Consider the following 18555-nt stretch of genomic DNA (forward strand, 5'->3'; position numbering starts at 1 on the left):
TGGCATTTTTATATTGAAATTTTATAAACAATGGAAGTTAAGCCAAAATTGTAACAGAATTAAATCTAAATTGTAACTAAGTTGTAACACTAGAAATATATAATATGTAATATAAATAAATGAATATTATACAAATTATGAGTGTTTAAACAAAATTTCAACAAACTAATGTAAATGCAAAATAGGAGGGAATAATATGAATTTTTTTAAAAATTTAAAACTCATACATAAAATTAGTATACTTTCGGTTAGTTCCTTTATTTTTCTTTTGATAATAGGTGTTGCCTCGGTAATGCAAGTATCCAGAGTTAATGTTGGAATTAAAATATTAAGTGAATCAAAATTGACTCCAATTGTAGAATTAGAAACAATAAAATCTAATATTGAATACATTAGAACTAGATCTAATGCATTAATGGATGCAACTGATGATAGCACAAGAAAAACTGTAAAAGATGATCTTAATACTCGCATAACATCTATAAATAAAGTCATAGAAAAATATAAGAGTGATAGTGATTATAAAACTATAATTAATAACTATAATAAATTTATATCAGCTGAAGAAGCTTTTATAAAAGTAGCTGAGATTGGCCAAAATAAAACTCAGGGGCCACCTACTGAAGCAATTAACCTTGATAAAACAAAGATTACTCTTGTGACATCTTTTGATGAAATAATTAATAAACATATTACATCAGCAAACTCCATTTACGAACAAAGTAAAAAAATTTTTGGAAATACATTAATTATAATAATATCACTTGTAGTGATATCCTTAATCATAATAGCACTTTTATCTATAGTTATAATTAAAGAAACTGTTGATCCAGTTAAGAGAGTCACCGAAAGATTAAAGGAGATTTCTAATAACGGTGGTGACTTAACCCAAAGAATAGGATATAAAAGCAAAGATGAAATAGGAGAGCTTAGTTCAAGTTTTGATTTGTTTATTGATAAATTACATGCAATTATTAAAGAGATATATAGTGCTGCTAATATTATTTCTGTCTCAAGTGAAGAATTAACTATGGCAACAAAAACTACTGCGCAGTCCCTTGATACTATATCAGGAACTGTTGAAGAAATAACATCTAGTACTTCGGATGGAGCTGCTGTTGCTGAAGAAACTTCAGCACACCTTGCAGAAGTAGCAAGATTTACTGAAGCGACCTCCGTAGCAACTAAAAAGACTACAAGCAATAGCAAAAAAGCACAAGAATCGGCGGAAGATGGATCGGTTAAGATATCTGAAATTGTTTCATCTATAACAGATATAGCAGATTCCTCTAAACAGGTGTCTCTTATGATAAATGAATTGGATCTCTCTTCAAAGAAAATCGGAGACATTATTCAAATTATAACTGGTATATCAGCACAAACTAACATGCTAGCACTAAATGCAGCAATAGAAGCAGCACGTGCCGGAGAAGCTGGCAGAGGTTTTACTGTAGTTGCCGATGAAATCAGAAAGCTTGCTGATGAGAGCAATTCTGCAGCTGAGCAAATATCTGAACTAATAAAAGAAAATCAATTAAAATCTGCTTCAGCTGTAAACTCAGTTAATCAAGTTGAGGAAAAAGTATCCCTTGGAGTTAACAAGGCTTCAGAAGTTGGACAAATTATACAAAGTATTATTGAAAATACACAAGAAATTGTAAGTGAGATAGAGGAAATTGATAGATCTACTGAAACTCAAGCTAAAGGTACAAATGAGATGGAAAGAGCCATAAATGCTATAGCAGTAAATTCAGGAGAAATAGCTGTTGGAACTGAAAATATAAGTTCAAGTATTGAAGAACAGCTAGGTGTTATGAATGAAATTGAAAAGACCACAGAGAGCTTGTCAGACATGTCAAGACAGTTAAAAGAATTAGTTTCTGGATTTAGGGTATAAATTCATAGCAAAGATAAGTTCTTAAAAGGTAGTTTGTAATGAACCGCCTTTTAATTTTATTGCAGAGAAACATTCACAATAGTATCATAGTATAATAATAGAAAATCCAAATTATTTTATTAATATTCATTAAAAACTATGCTAGGAGGAGTTATTATTATGTCGTGGATAGAGGATTCAGTTTTTTATCACATTTATCCATTAGGTTTTTCAGGGGCTCCACATGAAAACAAATTAGAACATGAAAAAGTAGATAGATTAAAAAAAATAGAAGAATGGATTCCACATATGAGGTGTATTGGAGTAAATGCACTATATTTAGGACCACTTTTTGAATCAGATACTCATGGATATGATACAAGAGACTATTATAAAGTAGATAGACGACTTGGTAGTAATGATGACTTAAAAAGAATTTGTAAGAGTTTACATGAAAGTGGAGTTAAAATAGTGCTGGATGGGGTTTTTAATCATGTAGGCAGAGGATTTTGGGCATTTAAGGATGTCCTTGAAAATGGAAGAAGTTCGAAGTATTGTAGCTGGTTTTCAAATATAAATTTTAATGCACGGAGTCCTTATGGAGATGACTTTAGTTATGACAGTTGGGAAGGCCATTATAATTTGGTGAAATTAAATCTTAAGGATCCTGAAGTTAAGAATCATATATTTAAAGCGGTAGAATTTTGGATTGAAAATTTTGATGTAGATGGACTAAGACTTGACGCAGCTAATTGCATTGATTTTGAATTTTTAAGAGAATTATCAGCCTTCTGCAAAAATAAGAAACCTGATTTTTGGTTAATGGGGGAAGTAATTCATGGCGATTATAACAGATGGGCTAATGAAAATATGTTGGACTCGATAACTAATTATGAGTGTTACAAGGGTATTTATTCAAGCCACAATGATAAAAATTATTTTGAAATAGCATATTCTTTAAATAGGCAGTTTGGAGATTATGGCATATATAAGAATATATATCTTTATAATTTTGTTGATAATCATGATGTAAGCAGAATAGCTAGCATATTAAAAAAGCCACAATATATTTATAATGTATATACTTTACTTTTTACAATGCCAGGAGTTCCATCTATATATTATGGAAGTGAATGGGGAATTACTGGAGAAAAGGAAAAATCATCTGACTATTCTTTAAGACCAGAGCTGAATCTAAATATTATGGTAAACTATGATCCTAACAAAGAGATTTTAGAATTAATATGTAAGCTTACTGAAATAAGAAAAAACTCTAAGGCTTTAAAGAAAGGTAACTATAAGCAGATTCTAGTAAGAAATGAACAATTTGTATTTAGCAGGACTTTAGATGATGAAACAGTTATAGTGGCTTTAAATCTATCAGATAAACAAAGTATTGTTGAGATTAGCATTCCTTCACAAGCAAAATATATAACTAATTTATTAAATAAGGAGAAATATCAGATATCAAATGGAAAAATTAATTTGATTTTAAAACCTTTCAGTTCAAAAATAATGATGTAGTTATTTAGTGAGTTTTATATAAAGAATTTTTATTGCATATGTTATAATAATTATTAAAAGTTGTAGAAGAGGTGTTATAAGTTATGAAAAGTCATGGATGTACTCTTGATTGTTTTGGTTGTTGTAAATTAAATGTAGAAGTTGAAAATAATAAGATTATTAAGATAGAGGCAGACAAAAACCATCCCTATACAAAGGGAATAATGTGTGAAAAAGGGAAAAATCATTTTAAAAGATTAAATGATAAAGACAGGCTTTATTATCCATTAAAAAGACAAGGTGAAAAGTGGATAAGTATAAGCTTTGAAGAAGCTATAGATATAATTGCAAATAAATTAAAATATTATAAGGAAAATTACTCATCAAATGTTATAATGCATTATAGCGAATCAGGTTCTGGATCTATACTAAAAGGTATAGAAGACATATTTTTTAACTTTTATGGTGGTATAACTAGAGCAAATGGGGGAACTTGCTGGAATGCTGGCATTAAAGCTCAGAAATATGATTTTGGATGTAATAAATCTAATTTTATTGATGATGTTCTGTATGCAAAAAATATAATACTTTGGAGTAAAAATCCAGCGAACTCTCATATACATTTATTTAATATGGTTAAAAAAGCTAAGGAGAAGGGTTCAAAAGTAATAGTTATAGATCCTATTTACACTAATACTTCCAGTATTGCAGACATTCATATAAAAATAAATCCATCTACAGATGCTGCACTTGCTATGGCAATAGCAAAAGTAATAATAGATGATAATTTACATGATACGAAATTTATAAAAGATAATGTAGTAGGCTTTGAAGAATATAAAAATTATTTAGATACTTTAGATATGAGCTATTTATGTACTGAATGTGGAGTTGACATGAACACGGTAAAAGATATAGCTTATCTTTATGCCAAAGAAAAATATAGCACTATATATATAGGATAAGGGGTTCAGAGGTACAAAAATGGAGGAAATGCAGTAAGAGCTATAGATGCCCTTTCGGCTATAACAGGAAGTATAGGAAAAAAAGGAGGAGGAGTAAATTATTCTAACAGGGTATATCCTGATGTGTTAAATTTAGACCCATATAATAGTTACAAACATGCTTTAAATGAAAGAGAGTTTGCTTTAAATAAGTTTCCTAGTTATGCAAAAGATAATCTAAAAGCTATATTTATAAGCAAAGCCAATCCTCTTAATCAATGGCCTAACTTAAATGAATTTGTAAAGGCCTTTAAAAATATAGAATTTAAAGTGTGCATAGATATGTTCTTAACGGATACTGCTAAACATTGTGATCTGATTATTCCATGTACAAATACTTTTGAAAGTGAGGATTTGCTATATTCTTCTATGAGTAATCCTTATATAATATATAATGAAAAATGTGTAGAACCAAAGCATACCTTAATGGATGAATATTATTTTTTTATGGAGCTTGCGAAAAAAATGGAAATGAAATATTATCCATGTATATCTAAGAAAGATTATTTATTAAAAATTATAAAACCTTTGGAAAAGAAGGGAATAACTTTTGAAAAAATAAAAGATAGTTACATTACTATACAGGAAGAAGATGTTGCATGGAAGGATTTGGCGTTCAATACACCGTCAGGAAAAATAGAGATATACTCTGAAAGTGCAAAAAATGATGGTATAAGCCCAATACCGATTTATGTTAATGAAAAAAATTCTAAGCTTAGACTTTTAACTACACATCCTAAAAAATCGCTGATGTCTCAAAGCTTTAAAGATGTAGATACAATGTCTATAGCATATATAAGTGAAAATATTTCTAAAAAATATAACTTACAAGATGGCCAGGTTATTACATTGAGGTCTGGTTGTGGAGAAATAAATGTAAAGATAATTATAACTAACAGGGTTTTGGATAGTTACATTCATATGGAGGTAGGCTGGTGGGAAAAAAGTTCAAACCCGAATTTTTTAATTGAAAATAATGTATCTGATATGGGTGGGCAAGTAGCTTACAATGATACTTTTGTGGAAATAAAGAAGTAAGGGATTAATCTCCTTTTCTTCTTTATTTTATTAAAGTTGCTTTAAATACTTTTGACAAATCTAAAGCTCATATTTTTGAAAAAGCTAGAACTTGTATCAAAAGTTTTAAATGTGCATTCAAAAATGTCAAGATAGTTCTTCAAGTAAGTTAAGTGTATGTTAAATCTATCTATAGAATACTATAAATATTTCAAGGTTATTAGTTAACATTTAATATATTATGTTAATTAAACATATAAAGTAAACCCAAAAATCATAATTTACATATAAAAAACATACTAATAAATATTGACAACATATATCAGAATGATATAATTAAATTATAATATATCACTCTGATATACTAAGGAGGTTAAGTAATTGGCAAAAGTAAATAAAACTAAATATGCTATTTTAGGAGTTTTGAGCCAAATGTCAGGTTCAGGATATGACATTAAAAAAATGTGCGATTCATCTATAGCCTATTTTTGGAATGAAAATTATGGACATATATATCCAGTTTTAAAGAAGATGGAGAGCGAAGAGCTAATAACAAAAAAAACAGAGCAAGAGGAAGGCAGACCAGTGAAAAATGTATATTCCATTACGGATAAGGGAAGAGAAGAGTTGAAAGAATGGCTTATGCTTCCCGTAGAGCATGGTCCTGTTAGATCTGAATTTCTTCTTAAAATATTTTTTTCCCGGGATATAGACATTAATAATATAATTGAGAAAGTTCAGAGAGAAAAAGAACAATGTGAAAAAAATCTTGAAGAGTATCTAAAGGTTGAGAAATTTCTTAAGGCTAAGGAAGAAAGTATAGGTAAAAAAAATTTAGTATTATGGCTTAGTACTCTTACCTATGGTAGATATGATGAGGAATCAAAAATAAAATGGTGTCAAGAAACAATAAAATCGTTAGAAATAATAAAAGATTTATAAAAAATATGAGGGGGAATATAAATGAAAATTTTAGCTTTAAATGGAAGTCCAAGAGGAAAAAATGGAAATACAGAGGTTATTTTAAAACCATTTCTTAAGGGCTGCATGGGTGCTGGTGCGGAAGTAGAAACTATTTATCTCAAGGACAAGGATATAAATCATTGTCTTGGGTGTTTTACTTGTTGGACAACAACCCCAGGGAAGTGTGTTCATAAAGATGATATGAAAGAATTATTAAATAAAATTTTAGAAGCAGATGTAATGGTTTATGCTACTCCACTGTATTATTATACAGTTACAGGTATTATGAAAGACTTCATGGATCGTATGCTTCCATTGAACAATAAGGAGATACTTAAAGTTGGTGATAATTACTCACATCCTAGACGTTTTAAAAGTGAGAAACCAACCAAAACTGTTTTAATTTCAAATTGTGGATTTCCTGGAACATATAATTTTTCTGGACTAATTGAAACCTTTAAGGTTATGACAAAAGGAAATTTAGCAGGCGCTATTTTATGTTCGCAAGGTGGACCACTTAAAGCTATTGAGAGTGATGAAAATTTTAAAAAATTATATACAGATTTCTTTTTAGCCTTGGAAAGTGCAGGAAAAGAAATAGTTGAAGAGGGACACATAAAAGCTGAAACTCAAGCTGTAATTGATAAAGAACGCGTTGATCCAGAAATGTATATAAAAATAGCAAATAGTAGTTGGGAAAGATAGAATAACTAATAAAGGGGCTTATCGTACTTATAGACATTCACGGCCGAACGTTAAGTGTCGGCCGTGGATGTCTATATAGGTGACAAACCCCTTTATGTTTATTTACTTAATTCAATAAATCTATCAATATCTTCTTCAACAATTTTAAGTGAGCTTCTCCAAAATTCTATATCATGAATATCTATATTCATAAGCTTAGCAACATCGTAAAGGTTCATTTTACCTGTTAAGCTCAAAAGTCTATCATAATCCTTTGCAAAATCTTTTCCTATCTTTAGATATTTTGCATATAATCCTTTAGCAAATAGTAAACCAAAGGCATAAGGGAAGTTATAAAAATTATATTCACTATCATAGTAATGAGGTTTGCATATCCACATATAAGGATGAAGATATCTTTCGTCCAGCGCATCACCATAAGATTCTTTTTGGGCAGTTATCATTAAGTTGTTTAATTCTTCTACAGATAGAGAGGAGTTCTCCCTATTTTTAAATAACTCATTTTCAAAGAAGAATCGACTGTATATATCAATTATTACTTGAGCACAATCACTAATTTCACTTTCTAATATTGAAAAGGCTTCTTCTTTTGAAGCAGATTTTATAGCTGCTTTCTTTACTATAGTTTCACAAAAAGTTGAAGCTGTTTCCGCTATAGGCATTGGATAATCACTATTTAGTATGCTTTCATTAGTTAAGCATTGACCATGATATCCGTGACCGAGCTCATGAGCAAGTGTAATTACATCACCGAACTTATCTCCATAATTAAGCATAAACCTACTTTCACCTATAGCATGAATATTGTCGCAGAAAGCTCCTCCAACTTTACCTTCTCTAGGTTTTACATCGACCCAACTGTTGTCAAAAGCTTTCCTAGCATAATCTGCTAAACTGTTGCTAAAGGTTTTAAAGTTTTCATATACAAAATTTTTTCCTTTTTCATAAGGAAATTCCATATTAGCACTACCTATTGGAGCAAAGAGATCATAAAAAGCCATCCCATTTTCTTTTTGAAGAAGCTCTCCTTTTCTCTTAAAGTATTTTCTGAAACTAGGAAAGCTTTCTTTCATGGCAGAAAACATAGCATCCAGTGTTTCTTTATTCATCCTTGAGTTTAGTAAAGATTGTTCTAAAGGAGACCTATATCCTCTCATTTTACATATAGTTATAACTTCGCCTTTTATTCCATTTAAACATGCAGCTACAGCATCTTCTATTTTTTTATAGGAATTAATTTCCGCTTCATAAGCTTTTTTTCTGATATGTTCATCTTTATCATAAGCCATATTTCTTATAACAGTAAGAGGAAGTTGTTTATTTTCACCATTTAGCTCTATATCTATCTTTAATGATGAGGTTAATAAATCTCTCAGTTTTGCCCATGAACTGGAGCCTGTATTTTTCATTTTTGCTATAATTACTTCTTCTTTGTCACTTAAAATATATTTATTATTGTTTTTTATTTCTTTTAAGTAGAAGCTATGTTCTTGTAGTAAATTCGATTGTTCTAAAATAGCATCTAGACCTTCAATCTTTCCGATCCAATTCTTTATTTTGCTTTCTCCTTCAGCTAAGGAAGAAGCTTTTTGTTCTAGATTTTCCAAATTTTTTAGAGCTTCTTTATTGGTAGTTTCAACACTTAAAGTTAGTTCACAAAATGCGAATAATTTACTAAATAATTTTTCTTGATAAATTATCTTATTTATATATTCCTCTAGCTTTGGTATAAGGTTATCGTAATTTTCTGTAGTTTCATCTACCCATCCCTTAAAACCTTCAATATAGTTAACACATGCGTTTAAATCTTTCTTAAAATCTTCACTTCCGAAGGATTCATAGAGCTCCTTTAAACTCCAGTTTAAACTCATATATACACCTCCTTTTGGAATAATTGAATTTATTTTACACTTTTACTCTTCGAAGCCTTGGTCTTCAGATTCTTCAACTAATAGTACATTATTTAAATTAGATTTTCTGTTATCTAATGTATTATGATTTATATGTTTTATAACCATGTTCTCAGATGGATTCATTAAAAAGCTTTCTAAATAAATTCTACCTTTAGGTGAATTTGCTATAGCATAATTTTCTCTATGCTTCAAATAATAAACCCAAGAATAACCACTATTTATTACTTTATCTAAATCTTCTTTATCGATCAGTGTTTTTTCTTTTTCTATGCCATATTTATCTTTAAGTATAATAGCAGCTGTCTCTGAATCTATAACTTCATAATCGTTAGCTACTGTATTTTGATTATATATTTCTATATTACATCTTCTGTTATCCAGAGTATCTCCATTAATATGTCTAATAGGAGTTTTAGTATGAGTATTTAAAATAAAGGAATGCAAAGTTTGTTTTTCTTTAAATTTTTTGCTTGAAGAATTATCTATATGTTGTGCCAAATAGCTATTAAAATCTTTATGCCATTCTGCAAACCAAGTTCCTTTGTTTAATACCATTTCTAAATCTTTAGTATCAATCTTAGTATCAATATAAGTACCATCTTTTTTCATTAATTTTATATAGGTAACATCTCCTTTTACTTCATATTCATTAGTTTTTAGTTTATATTTATTTTTTATAATAAACACCTCTTTCTTATGCTATGTCTATATGATTTTTACCAGCATTTTTTATTATAACACATAGAGATAAGAGATTTTAGAAATTCTACAAATAAATAAGCTATATGAGAACTAATGATGCATCAATTCTCATATCTGTACATATAAATTAGGTGTCAGAAAGCACTCTAGCGAAGCCAATCAGGATTTCCAGGTACGAAAGGTTTTTTGCCATATTTTTTTCTGAATTCACCAAGAACACTTGCTATAAGTTTAGGATTGTCTTTAAAAGTATCTATATCTTTCATAGCCTCCATGTTTTGACTGAAAGGACAGCTTGATATACACATGCCACAGTCAGTTCCGGTATAGGTCCATTTAATGTAGCAAGTTTCCTGATTTATTGTCCAATTTAAGTTATCATTGGAGTATTTTTCAGTTTCATTTGATATGGATTGAGAAGGACATATAAAGGAACAGTTTTTGCACTGCTCACAGAAATCTTCAAGACCAAAAGATACAGGTTCATCTATTTCAAGCTCCAAATCTGTAGTTACAACTCCTAATCTAATTCTAGAACCAAATTTTTTATTTGTAAGTAAATTGTTTCTTCCTAATTCTCCAAGTCCAGCATCTCTGGCTACCAAAACAGGCATAAGCAAATAGTTTGCATCCATATGATTTCTGGCTTCATAACCTAGATTTCTTATGTAGTAGCTAAGAACCATACCAATTACAGCTGCATCCACATAGCATTTAGAAGTTTCTATAACTTCAGCAATCATAGGACCTCTATTTATCATATCTTTATCCATTTCAACTGCAAAAACTATACCATATCTATGATCACATTTGACTTCTTTTCCATAATCCTCTGTATGTCTACCTCTATGAGTGTAAAAATGATAATCTTTAAGTTCTGTAATTCCCACTAGCTTTGCTCCATAATGTTTAGCAAAACCCTTTATTCTTCTAGTTATAATTTTTTTATTTCCCTGAACTTTTACTGGACTAACCTTACCTTCACATAAATGTCTTATATCACCTAAAAATTCAAAGGCAGAACTGGCCATAGGCGAGTTTAATTCACTGTAAGTCATAGTGTCTTCATCACAAAGATGGGGTCTAGTCCTTATGCTGTCATCAATAGCTTTTTTATCAGGATTTCTTTTATAGTAATCTTCATAAACATCAGTACCTTTTTGGTAATTTGCTCTAGAAAACATTACATCTCTTTCATCGACTCTTTTCATTGTTGTGTACCTCCTAGAATAATTAGATTGATGTCTTTAGTATACTATTAAAATAGTGTAGGAGCTATATGTTTCGTTTTTTTGTTAGAGAATAGGTGAATTTAGCTGTGTATGGAGGAAATTGAACTAATTTGTAGAAATTATATATATGTAAAATAAATTGGGAGATATAAAAATGAATGAAAATAATAGGCAAAACACAGAATCAATACAGGACATAGTAAAAGAAATAGATAGGATGCATATAGTGCTGCCAGATTTCCAAAGAGATTTTGTATGGGATGAAAGTAAAACTTATGAATTATTTGATTCATTAGTAAGGGATATATTTATAGGATCGATTATTTATGGAATACCTTCCTTTGAGATATCTGTTAGAGAAATAGACACTAGACCAAGAAAAGCCAAAGGGAAAAAACGGGAATCTTTAAAACCATTATTTTTTACCAAAGAACAGATAAATGAAAAAGTTAAAGTGGGTAATTTTAGGGCAGTATTAGATGGTCAGCAAAGAATTACATCTATTTATAGAGCATTGAAAAAAATTGATAATGTATGGTTAATATTAAAAGATGACTATGAATTTGATGAGGATAAAGATTTTAATGAGATGACATTAGAGGAAATAATGCATGGCTTTTCTGGAAAACAATATGATTCAAGATTATCTATAAATATTGGAGATGCATTTGAAATGATTGAGAATAAAATGAGAGAAAAACCATTGCAAGAAAAATATTTTAATAATCTTGATTTTGTAAAACAGTTAGATGTGGAAAATATAGACTATTATTTTGAAAGATTTCTGATTGTAGTTAGTAAATTGCAGGATCTTTTTAAAGCGGAAAAAATGCTGTCATACTTCCTTTTAGATATGAGTTCAGAAAAATTCGCTTTATTTTTTGAAAGAAGTAATAGCTTGGGTGTTAGATTAGATTTTATTGATATTTTAGTAGCTAAATTAAATAGTGGTTTTAGACTAAGAACAAAATTAGAGGAATTTAAAAATGTAACAGGATACAATATTGAAAGGGAAATACTAGTTAGAATTATTGCTTTTATTGTAAGCGAAGGAAAAAATGTGGATAAGGGATATATATTATCAACTTTAACTTGTGAACACTTCAATTTGCACTGGAATAACGTATGTAATTTATATATAAATACATTAGATTTTTTGTATAAAAATAATTTTATTATGACACAAGATTGGATACCTCATAGCAATATGCTGATTCCATTGATGATGTTTCTAGATAATTTACCTAACAAATTATTTAATCAAATGAATGAATATCAATTAGAGTTTGTTAGGTATTGGTATTGGGGTTCAATATTTGCTCAAAGATATACCGGTGGGGCTACTAATGAAATGATTATTTCTGATAGTAAGATGTTAATTCTTATAGCTAAGGAAGAAAAAATATCTAATGAAGGCTATTTTAAAGATTTTAAGATAGTAATAGATCAACCAGAAGATTTGTATAGTTTTACTAAAAGAGGTAGTGCTGTATATAAAGGAATATTAACTTTTATAAATTATGTTTCCGGAGGATTAACAGATTGGAAAAGTAATTCTAAAGTATCCTTTAATGAAAAAGTTGATGACCACCACATATTTCCGAAAGCTTATTTACAGGATTATGTCTCAGAAGATGAAGAACTCGCATATATAGACTGCGTGGTTAACAGAACTTTAATTCCTAAAATCACAAATATTAAAATAGGCAGAAATGCTCCGGATAAATACCTAAATCAACTATATTCTAAGAATGATAAATTAAAGGAATCATTAGAAAAACATCTGATACCGATTGAAATTATGGATGGTGTATATAACGAATTTTTTTCAGTATTTATTGAGGATAGAGCTAAAAAAATTTTTCAATGTATCAAAGAATATATTATAGATCGAAAAGATGAAATTAAAGAAACATATTATAAAGAAAAAAAGAAATCAATTGGCAATAATATAGACATATTTGCTAAATATAATAAAAAAGTTATTAATGCAAAATTTAATAGAGAAACACAAGAAGTATTTTTAGATGGAATTAAATATAAGTCCGTATCTACAGCAGCAGTTGAGGCAAAGAAAAAAATATCAGGGAAAGATACAGCTACAAATGGTTGGACATTTTGGAGGTATAAAGATGAAGATGAAGAGAAAGCTATTAAAGATTTAAGATATTGATAAGATATCTAGCAATCACTATTTAGTTGACTGACAAGTTTTATCTAATGATATATATAGAGATACCCATACTTACGCTATTGAAACTCTCAATGAAATATAGGGGTTGAATCTCGTTATATTTAATAGTATACTTCTTAAAAGAAGAATTTTGGGCTTATTAGAAGAGCTAATGGAAAGGAAGTTGTGAAATGTACCGAGAGATTGCAAAGCTAATTATATACGGAGATTTGAAAGAGGACAGTATTTTATATCAAATGGGTGAAATTTTTAGAAAGCTTGAAAATAAAGACGTTACCAATGATGTAATTATTAAGGATTGCTATAAGCAAATTAAGAGGCTTCTTGAAACTGCTACAGTTTATGGATTTAATAAGAATCTATGGCATAATTATTTGACTTTTCTTCTTATTACAAATGAGAATCCATTTAGTATCACATGTGAGAAGGTTGGCGCTAATGATGGAAGTGTTAATGTTTTTGCGAAAAATGATTTCAAAGCATTTAAAAATTTGTTTGATTTTGATTTCAGTCCAATTGAAACAAAACTTGGAATTGATTGTTTTTCAATGATTTCTGATTATAAAGCCATTGAAAAAAAAGAATTGATGTATAACAAGAATGTAAGTGAAAAGGTACAGGCTTTAAGCAAGCAATTAGAAAATGCAAAGGATGAAAATGACTTTTTTGAATATGTTACAGATTTTTATAATGCATATGGCGTAGGAATGTTTGGTCTCAATAAGGCATTTAGAATATCAAATCATGTGGATGGCAGTGTAGAATTTTGTCCAATTAATAACATGGACAAAGTTATGCTTGACGATTTGATTGGCTATGAGATACAAAAGAAGAAGCTTACAGATAATACAGAAGCCTTTATTCAGGGACGCAAAGCTAATAATGTGTTGTTGTTTGGAGATAGCGGAACTGGCAAATCTACTAGTATTAAGGCTATTGTAAATGAATATTACGATAAAGGGCTCAGAATGATTGAGATCTATAAGCATCAATTCAAGGATTTATCCACTGTGATTTCGCAAATTAAAAACAGAAATTATCGTTTTATTATTTATATGGATGATTTATCCTTTGAAGAATTTGAAATTGAATACAAATTTTTGAAGGCTGTAATTGAAGGCGGAGTTGAGACAAAGCCAGAAAATGTTTTAATTTATGCTACTTCAAATAGAAGGCATCTGATTAAAGAAACCTGGAAAGATCGCTCAGATATGGAACATTCCGAAGAAATACATCGTTCTGATACTATTGAAGAAAAACTTTCATTAGTTAATAGATTTGGTGTGACAATTAATTATTCTAAGCCTTCACGAAAAGAATTTAATAATATTGTTGTAGAACTTGCTAGGAAGATGAATTTAGATATTTCAGAGGAAGAGTTGTATGCTGAAGCTAACAAATGGGAATTATCTCATGGAGGAATTTCAGGCAGAACAGCGCAGCAGTTTATTAATTATATTTCAGCAACTATTTAGTAGAATGGCTGTTTCTATAATTAAGTCATTAAATTATAAAAGTTACTGAATAAGTTAATTTGTATTTTTTCCTATATAAGATATAATAGTAACATAATATATCTCAGGGAGGGCTATCCTTATATGAAGAATATACTGACAGAAGAAAATATCAATAAGTTAAAAGAGGAATTAGAATATAGAATGACTGTGAAAAGAGCTGAAATAGCAAAAGAAAAATTAGTTGCTGCTGCACATGGCGATAGGTCGGAAAATGCAGAATATAAAGAAGCCTGTGCAAACTATAGAGAAAATGATAATAGAATTCAATATTTATTAACTATGATTTCAACTGCAACTGTAATAGATGTTAAAAATCAAGACAAATCATCAATAGGCATTAATAGTAACTTTAAAATGAAATTCATAGAAGATGAATTTGAAACAGTTGTATCATTAGTAACTACTTTGGATGCAGACCCAGAAAATATGCTCATAAGTATAGAATCAGATTTAGGAAAAGCATTAGTTGGCAAAAAAGTTGGAGATATAGTTGAGGTCGAGGCTCCAAGTGAAAAATATACAGTTGAAATATTAGAAATATTATAATCAAATTTTCAAAAAATTTTTGGCGTAATTAGGATATTGCACTATATAGATGCCCACACCAGACACTTAACTTATATTACGAGAAATATTGGTTATATTTGGAAGATATAAATATATTTTTAGAGGCCAATTGACAGAGGACATAGGACAGTGCAGGAGTTTCTTTTAAATTAAAGATTTTTCGTAGTGCAATGGAGAAAAATCCTCCTTCACTGTCCTCTGTCCTCTAGAAAATATTTAACTTGAGTTAACTGTTACCGATAAATATTTTTTATAAGTCTACTTCCAGCCGTGGAAGTCCATAAGTGTAAAAGACCTATTTTTTAATATAATCTTATTTTCTCTGGCCATGCTTCCTGTCTTGCTATTCTCCAAGTTTTATCTATGTATTGATGAGTATAGGCTTGTTCAACTAAATGATATTTATAAGTTCCCTTTTCAGTTAATTCGTAACCGTCCTCCGTTTTACATATAAGCCCCATAAGCATTCCTAATTTCAATTCATATTTAAACATATGCTCTAAATCATTATTAAAAAGCTTTTTAAAGTTTTTATTGCTGATTTTTAAGGTATAGGAATTCCAAAATAGCCAATAAAGCGCACGAGTTCTTTTTGTGAAATTTAGAGTAAGAGCAGTTGGAAGAATTTCGTTGTTTACAGCCTTTATATATTCTACTACTGAAAAAGTATTGATTTTAAATACATCCTTTAGAAGAGTGGTAGCACTTGCACCAAAACCTATAAAATTGTCTCTTGTAACAGAAGAATATTTTGGAACATCCTTCTTTCCAAAAGTCCATACCGCAGTTCTATTGCATTGAAGCTTATCACTTACTATTTCAAGATATTCAAGAAGCTTCTTTTTATCTTTTTTCCCTAAAGGTTTACTCTTATTATTGGCATAAGAAAAATCAATGAAAGGATAAGTTGAAACTTGAGTTGCCCCTGAGTCAAAGGCTATAATAAAATCACTTTCTAAATCCTTTTGGGTTTGTCCCTCCATACCAAAAATAAGATCAACATCAATGGTAGTAAATCCAGCGGCTGCTGCCATTTTCACTTTCTCAGCTCCTTTAATATATTCTCTACCTAAAACCTTTAAGCATTTCTCTTCAAAAGATTGAATACCTATACTGACCATGTCAAATCCAATACTTTTTAAGTTTAGAAGAGTCTTCTCATTAACATCTCTTGGATGAAGTTCTATGCCTATATTAGATTTTATATTAAAATTATTTCTAAGTGCAATCAAGATATCAGAAAGTTCATTAAGCATAAGTGCCGGTGAACCGCCGCCAAAATATACACTAGTTATTTTATTTGTTTTCTTATTTAAACTTCCTACCATATTGATTTCATTTATTAAAGCATTCTTATATAAAGAAGCTAAAGCTTTATCATACTTTATCTTATTATAAGGACAGAAAGGGCAAAGAGTAGTACAAAAGGGAATATGGACATAAATACCAAGTTCAGAAACATCCATATTAAGATTGTAATTATTTTCATTTGTAAAAATAAATGGTTTAAAAGATCGTGTGAAAAGCAATCTTAAAAAATCAGTAATCATAAATAACACTCCTACACATATTTTAAGTAAGTACGTATCATATCAAAAATTACTTTTATATTTCCTTTGCAAAGAAGAGAAAATTCAACTGCGAAAAGATATCCACATTTCTCACAAAGTCCATCAATTTCAATACACCTGCCGCAGACAAATCTTTTCTTGTTTTCAGAAACTATGCATTGATAGCATGGTTTTTTCCAATTATTTTGAAGATAATAATCTAGAGTAGAGTAAAGGTTGAATATAGGATAGCCTGACTTTATCATGGCTTTAATTGAATTTACAGCTTCTATCTGTTGAGCATTTGTAAGAGAAAGCCATTCTGTACCCTTATAAGGAGTGTGAAAGTTAAAGGATATTGAGTTCAGATTTGGAGTTCCACTTACCAATTTACATAAGGGCTCTATATCCTTATAGTTTATATTATTGACAGCCATGTAAACGCAAATATTAGAAGTATTGGCTTTCGAAACATTATTTAAGATGGTGTCAAAAGTATTACCTCTTATTAAATCATGATTTTCTTTAGTTCCATCGAGGCTTAGAAATATTACATCAGCTTCAGGTACATCTAAATCTATAGTACCATTAGTGACAATATTAACAATTAAAAATCCAATTTCTTTGGCTTTATTTATAAGATTGTGTATTGTCTTGTTGCCATCATTCCAGGTTAAGGTTTCACCACCACAGAAAAAGAGTATTCTGATATCTTCATTATAAAGTTTGTTAATTTCTTCTACTATAGCATCATAAGGATACATAACTTTGTTTATATTATTAACAGCACAATGCTTGCAGCTTAAATTGCAGTAATCTGTAAGAATTATGGTACCTAAGATTGGCTTTTTCATTTTAAAAAGAATAGTTTTTATTCCAAAGAGGCCTAAACTTATAATAGATTTTATTTTCAAATATTTCACCTTCTCTATTAAAACTTGTTTGGTAGATGGAATGATTGTATTTATATAGAACATGGTAATTAGTTATAATACAGTGTAATTTTACACTATATTATAAAGTTAGTCAAATAGATTAACAGGTTGTTATAGAAAAAAATCAATAGGAGAGAAGCATTAATAGCGGCAACAAATTAATTGATCTCATTTTTTAATACATAAAATTTTATTGAGTAACTAAAAAAATATGCAACAACTAAAGGAACATGTGAATTTGGGAATGTATCTCAAAGATTAATAAAATATTTGATGGATAATAATTATGGAATAATTCAACTTCCATGCCCTGAACTTACTATTTATGGCTTGAAAAGATGGGGACATGTTAGAGAACAATTCGATAACCCATATTATAGAAAACACTGTAGAAGTATATTTGAGCCTATACTAGATCAGATAGAAGACTATATTAAGAATGGCTATAAAATAGAAGCGTTAATAGCTGTAAAAGGTAGCCCAAGTTGCGGATATAATTTAACATGCTCTTCATCTATATGGGGAGGAGAGTTTATAGATAAAGAGAATACTGATAAAAAGATAGAGGATTTAAGGCTTATAAATAATTTAGGCGTTTTTATGGAAGAAATAGAGCAGACGCTAATTGAAAAAAATATGAAAATAAATATTATAGATATGGATGAAGAAAGTGAAGCTGTAACTATGGAGGCTATAACAGAGTTACTAAAAGGAAAAGGTAATTAATAGAGCTTTTATGCTATTTCATAGATAAGAAAATGGCTTGAAAGAAATTAATACTATAATTAAAGACTAAAAAAGAAAAAGGAATTCAATTAACCTTTTTCTTTTTTAGTCTTTACTGTAAGGATAAAATTAAGAAAGATAATCTTACTTT

Annotated in this window: 14 protein-coding genes and 2 pseudogenes; 11 read left to right on the forward strand and 5 right to left on the reverse strand. The window is 29.3% G+C overall.

Annotated features, from left to right (window positions below; translation table 11 throughout):
- Positions 1 to 196: 196 nt before the first annotated feature.
- The 7 genes and pseudogenes from I6U48_RS25130 (at position 197) to I6U48_RS25150 (ending at position 7068) form a co-directional block, all read left to right on the forward strand.
- Positions 197 to 1897: a methyl-accepting chemotaxis protein gene (locus tag I6U48_RS25130; protein WP_218323221.1), complete on the forward strand. Its 1701-nt coding sequence runs from the start codon at positions 197 to 199 to the stop codon at positions 1895 to 1897.
- A gap of 156 nt (positions 1898 to 2053) precedes the next feature.
- Positions 2054 to 3400 carry an alpha-amylase family glycosyl hydrolase gene (locus I6U48_RS25135; RefSeq protein WP_218323232.1) on the forward strand — a complete coding sequence of 449 codons (1347 nt, stop codon included), beginning with the start codon at positions 2054 to 2056 and terminating at the stop codon, positions 3398 to 3400.
- Positions 3401 to 3483: 83 nt separating this feature from the next.
- Positions 3484 to 4344 (forward strand): molybdopterin-dependent oxidoreductase, encoded by an 861-nt coding sequence (locus I6U48_RS30575; protein ID WP_376774601.1) that lies wholly within the window; start codon positions 3484 to 3486, stop codon positions 4342 to 4344.
- Positions 4345 to 4356: 12 nt separating this feature from the next.
- Positions 4357 to 4833: pseudogene (locus I6U48_RS30580) on the forward strand (molybdopterin-dependent oxidoreductase); the annotation flags it as partial.
- A gap of 330 nt (positions 4834 to 5163) precedes the next feature.
- Entirely contained in the window at positions 5164 to 5421 is a 258-nt protein-coding gene (locus I6U48_RS30585; RefSeq protein ID WP_376774602.1) for a molybdopterin dinucleotide binding domain-containing protein, read from the forward strand.
- Between the two features lie 360 nt (positions 5422 to 5781).
- The gene (locus I6U48_RS25145) at positions 5782 to 6342 is read left to right on the forward strand and encodes a PadR family transcriptional regulator (RefSeq protein ID WP_218323222.1); all 561 of its coding nucleotides are present in this window, start codon (positions 5782 to 5784) and stop codon (positions 6340 to 6342) included.
- A gap of 21 nt (positions 6343 to 6363) precedes the next feature.
- Positions 6364 to 7068, forward strand: coding sequence for a flavodoxin family protein (locus tag I6U48_RS25150; protein WP_218323223.1), 705 nt, complete (start codon positions 6364 to 6366; stop codon positions 7066 to 7068).
- 98 nt (positions 7069 to 7166) lie between these two features.
- Here I6U48_RS25150 and I6U48_RS25155 read toward each other — a convergent pair whose 3' ends face one another.
- The 3 genes from I6U48_RS25155 to I6U48_RS25165 form a co-directional block, all read right to left on the reverse strand.
- Positions 7167 to 8939 carry a M3 family oligoendopeptidase gene (locus I6U48_RS25155; RefSeq protein ID WP_218323224.1) on the reverse strand — a complete coding sequence of 591 codons (1773 nt, stop codon included), beginning with the start codon at positions 8937 to 8939 and terminating at the stop codon, positions 7167 to 7169.
- Between the two features lie 42 nt (positions 8940 to 8981).
- On the reverse strand, positions 8982 to 9668 hold the full coding sequence (locus tag I6U48_RS25160) for a hypothetical protein (RefSeq protein ID WP_312891139.1): 687 nt from the start codon (positions 9666 to 9668) through the stop codon (positions 8982 to 8984).
- A 161-nt stretch (positions 9669 to 9829) separates the two neighbouring features.
- On the reverse strand, positions 9830 to 10894 hold the full coding sequence (locus I6U48_RS25165; RefSeq protein ID WP_218323225.1) for a 4Fe-4S dicluster domain-containing protein: 1065 nt from the start codon (positions 10892 to 10894) through the stop codon (positions 9830 to 9832).
- Positions 10895 to 11069: 175 nt separating this feature from the next.
- Here I6U48_RS25165 and I6U48_RS25170 point away from each other — a divergent pair, with 175 nt between their 5' ends.
- From I6U48_RS25170 to I6U48_RS25180, 3 genes are all read left to right on the forward strand, one after another.
- Entirely contained in the window at positions 11070 to 13088 is a 2019-nt protein-coding gene (locus I6U48_RS25170) for a GmrSD restriction endonuclease domain-containing protein (protein WP_218323226.1), read from the forward strand.
- A 191-nt stretch (positions 13089 to 13279) separates the two neighbouring features.
- The gene (locus tag I6U48_RS25175) at positions 13280 to 14584 is read left to right on the forward strand and encodes an ATP-binding protein (protein ID WP_218323227.1); all 1305 of its coding nucleotides are present in this window, start codon (positions 13280 to 13282) and stop codon (positions 14582 to 14584) included.
- 123 nt (positions 14585 to 14707) lie between these two features.
- Positions 14708 to 15172, forward strand: coding sequence for a GreA/GreB family elongation factor (locus I6U48_RS25180; protein WP_218323228.1), 465 nt, complete (start codon positions 14708 to 14710; stop codon positions 15170 to 15172).
- A gap of 323 nt (positions 15173 to 15495) precedes the next feature.
- Here the strand turns inward: I6U48_RS25180 and I6U48_RS25185 are convergent, their stop codons facing one another.
- Positions 15496 to 16743: a radical SAM protein gene (locus I6U48_RS25185; protein ID WP_218323229.1), complete on the reverse strand. Its 1248-nt coding sequence runs from the start codon at positions 16741 to 16743 to the stop codon at positions 15496 to 15498.
- Between the two features lie 11 nt (positions 16744 to 16754).
- Positions 16755 to 17657 (reverse strand): radical SAM protein, encoded by a 903-nt coding sequence (locus I6U48_RS25190; RefSeq protein ID WP_246615547.1) that lies wholly within the window; start codon positions 17655 to 17657, stop codon positions 16755 to 16757.
- Between the two features lie 255 nt (positions 17658 to 17912).
- Between I6U48_RS25190 and I6U48_RS25195 the strand changes: the two are divergent.
- Positions 17913 to 18404 (forward strand): annotated as a pseudogene (locus I6U48_RS25195) (CD3072 family TudS-related putative desulfidase); the annotation flags it as partial.
- Positions 18405 to 18555 lie beyond the last annotated feature (151 nt).

It is taken from the genome of Clostridium thailandense, assembly GCF_019207025.1.
Taxonomy (GTDB): Bacteria; Bacillota; Clostridia; order Clostridiales; family Clostridiaceae; genus Clostridium_AM; species Clostridium_AM thailandense.

What these genes read in the sequence shown, in the direction of transcription:
- I6U48_RS25130 (WP_218323221.1), top strand. Translation starts at nt 197, where the DNA reads ATGAATTTTTTTAAAAATTTAAAACTCATACATAAAATTAGTATACTT.
- I6U48_RS30575 (WP_376774601.1), top strand. Translation starts at nt 3,484, where the DNA reads ATGAAAAGTCATGGATGTACTCTTGATTGTTTTGGTTGTTGTAAATTA.
- I6U48_RS30585 (WP_376774602.1), top strand. Translation starts at nt 5,164, where the DNA reads ATGTCTATAGCATATATAAGTGAAAATATTTCTAAAAAATATAACTTA.
- I6U48_RS25150 (WP_218323223.1), top strand. Translation starts at nt 6,364, where the DNA reads ATGAAAATTTTAGCTTTAAATGGAAGTCCAAGAGGAAAAAATGGAAAT.
- I6U48_RS25155 (WP_218323224.1), bottom strand. Translation starts at nt 8,939, where the DNA reads ATGAGTTTAAACTGGAGTTTAAAGGAGCTCTATGAATCCTTCGGAAGT.
- I6U48_RS25165 (WP_218323225.1), bottom strand. Translation starts at nt 10,894, where the DNA reads ATGAAAAGAGTCGATGAAAGAGATGTAATGTTTTCTAGAGCAAATTAC.
- I6U48_RS25170 (WP_218323226.1), top strand. Translation starts at nt 11,070, where the DNA reads ATGAATGAAAATAATAGGCAAAACACAGAATCAATACAGGACATAGTA.
- I6U48_RS25175 (WP_218323227.1), top strand. Translation starts at nt 13,280, where the DNA reads ATGTACCGAGAGATTGCAAAGCTAATTATATACGGAGATTTGAAAGAG.
- I6U48_RS25180 (WP_218323228.1), top strand. Translation starts at nt 14,708, where the DNA reads ATGAAGAATATACTGACAGAAGAAAATATCAATAAGTTAAAAGAGGAA.
- I6U48_RS25185 (WP_218323229.1), bottom strand. Translation starts at nt 16,743, where the DNA reads ATGATTACTGATTTTTTAAGATTGCTTTTCACACGATCTTTTAAACCA.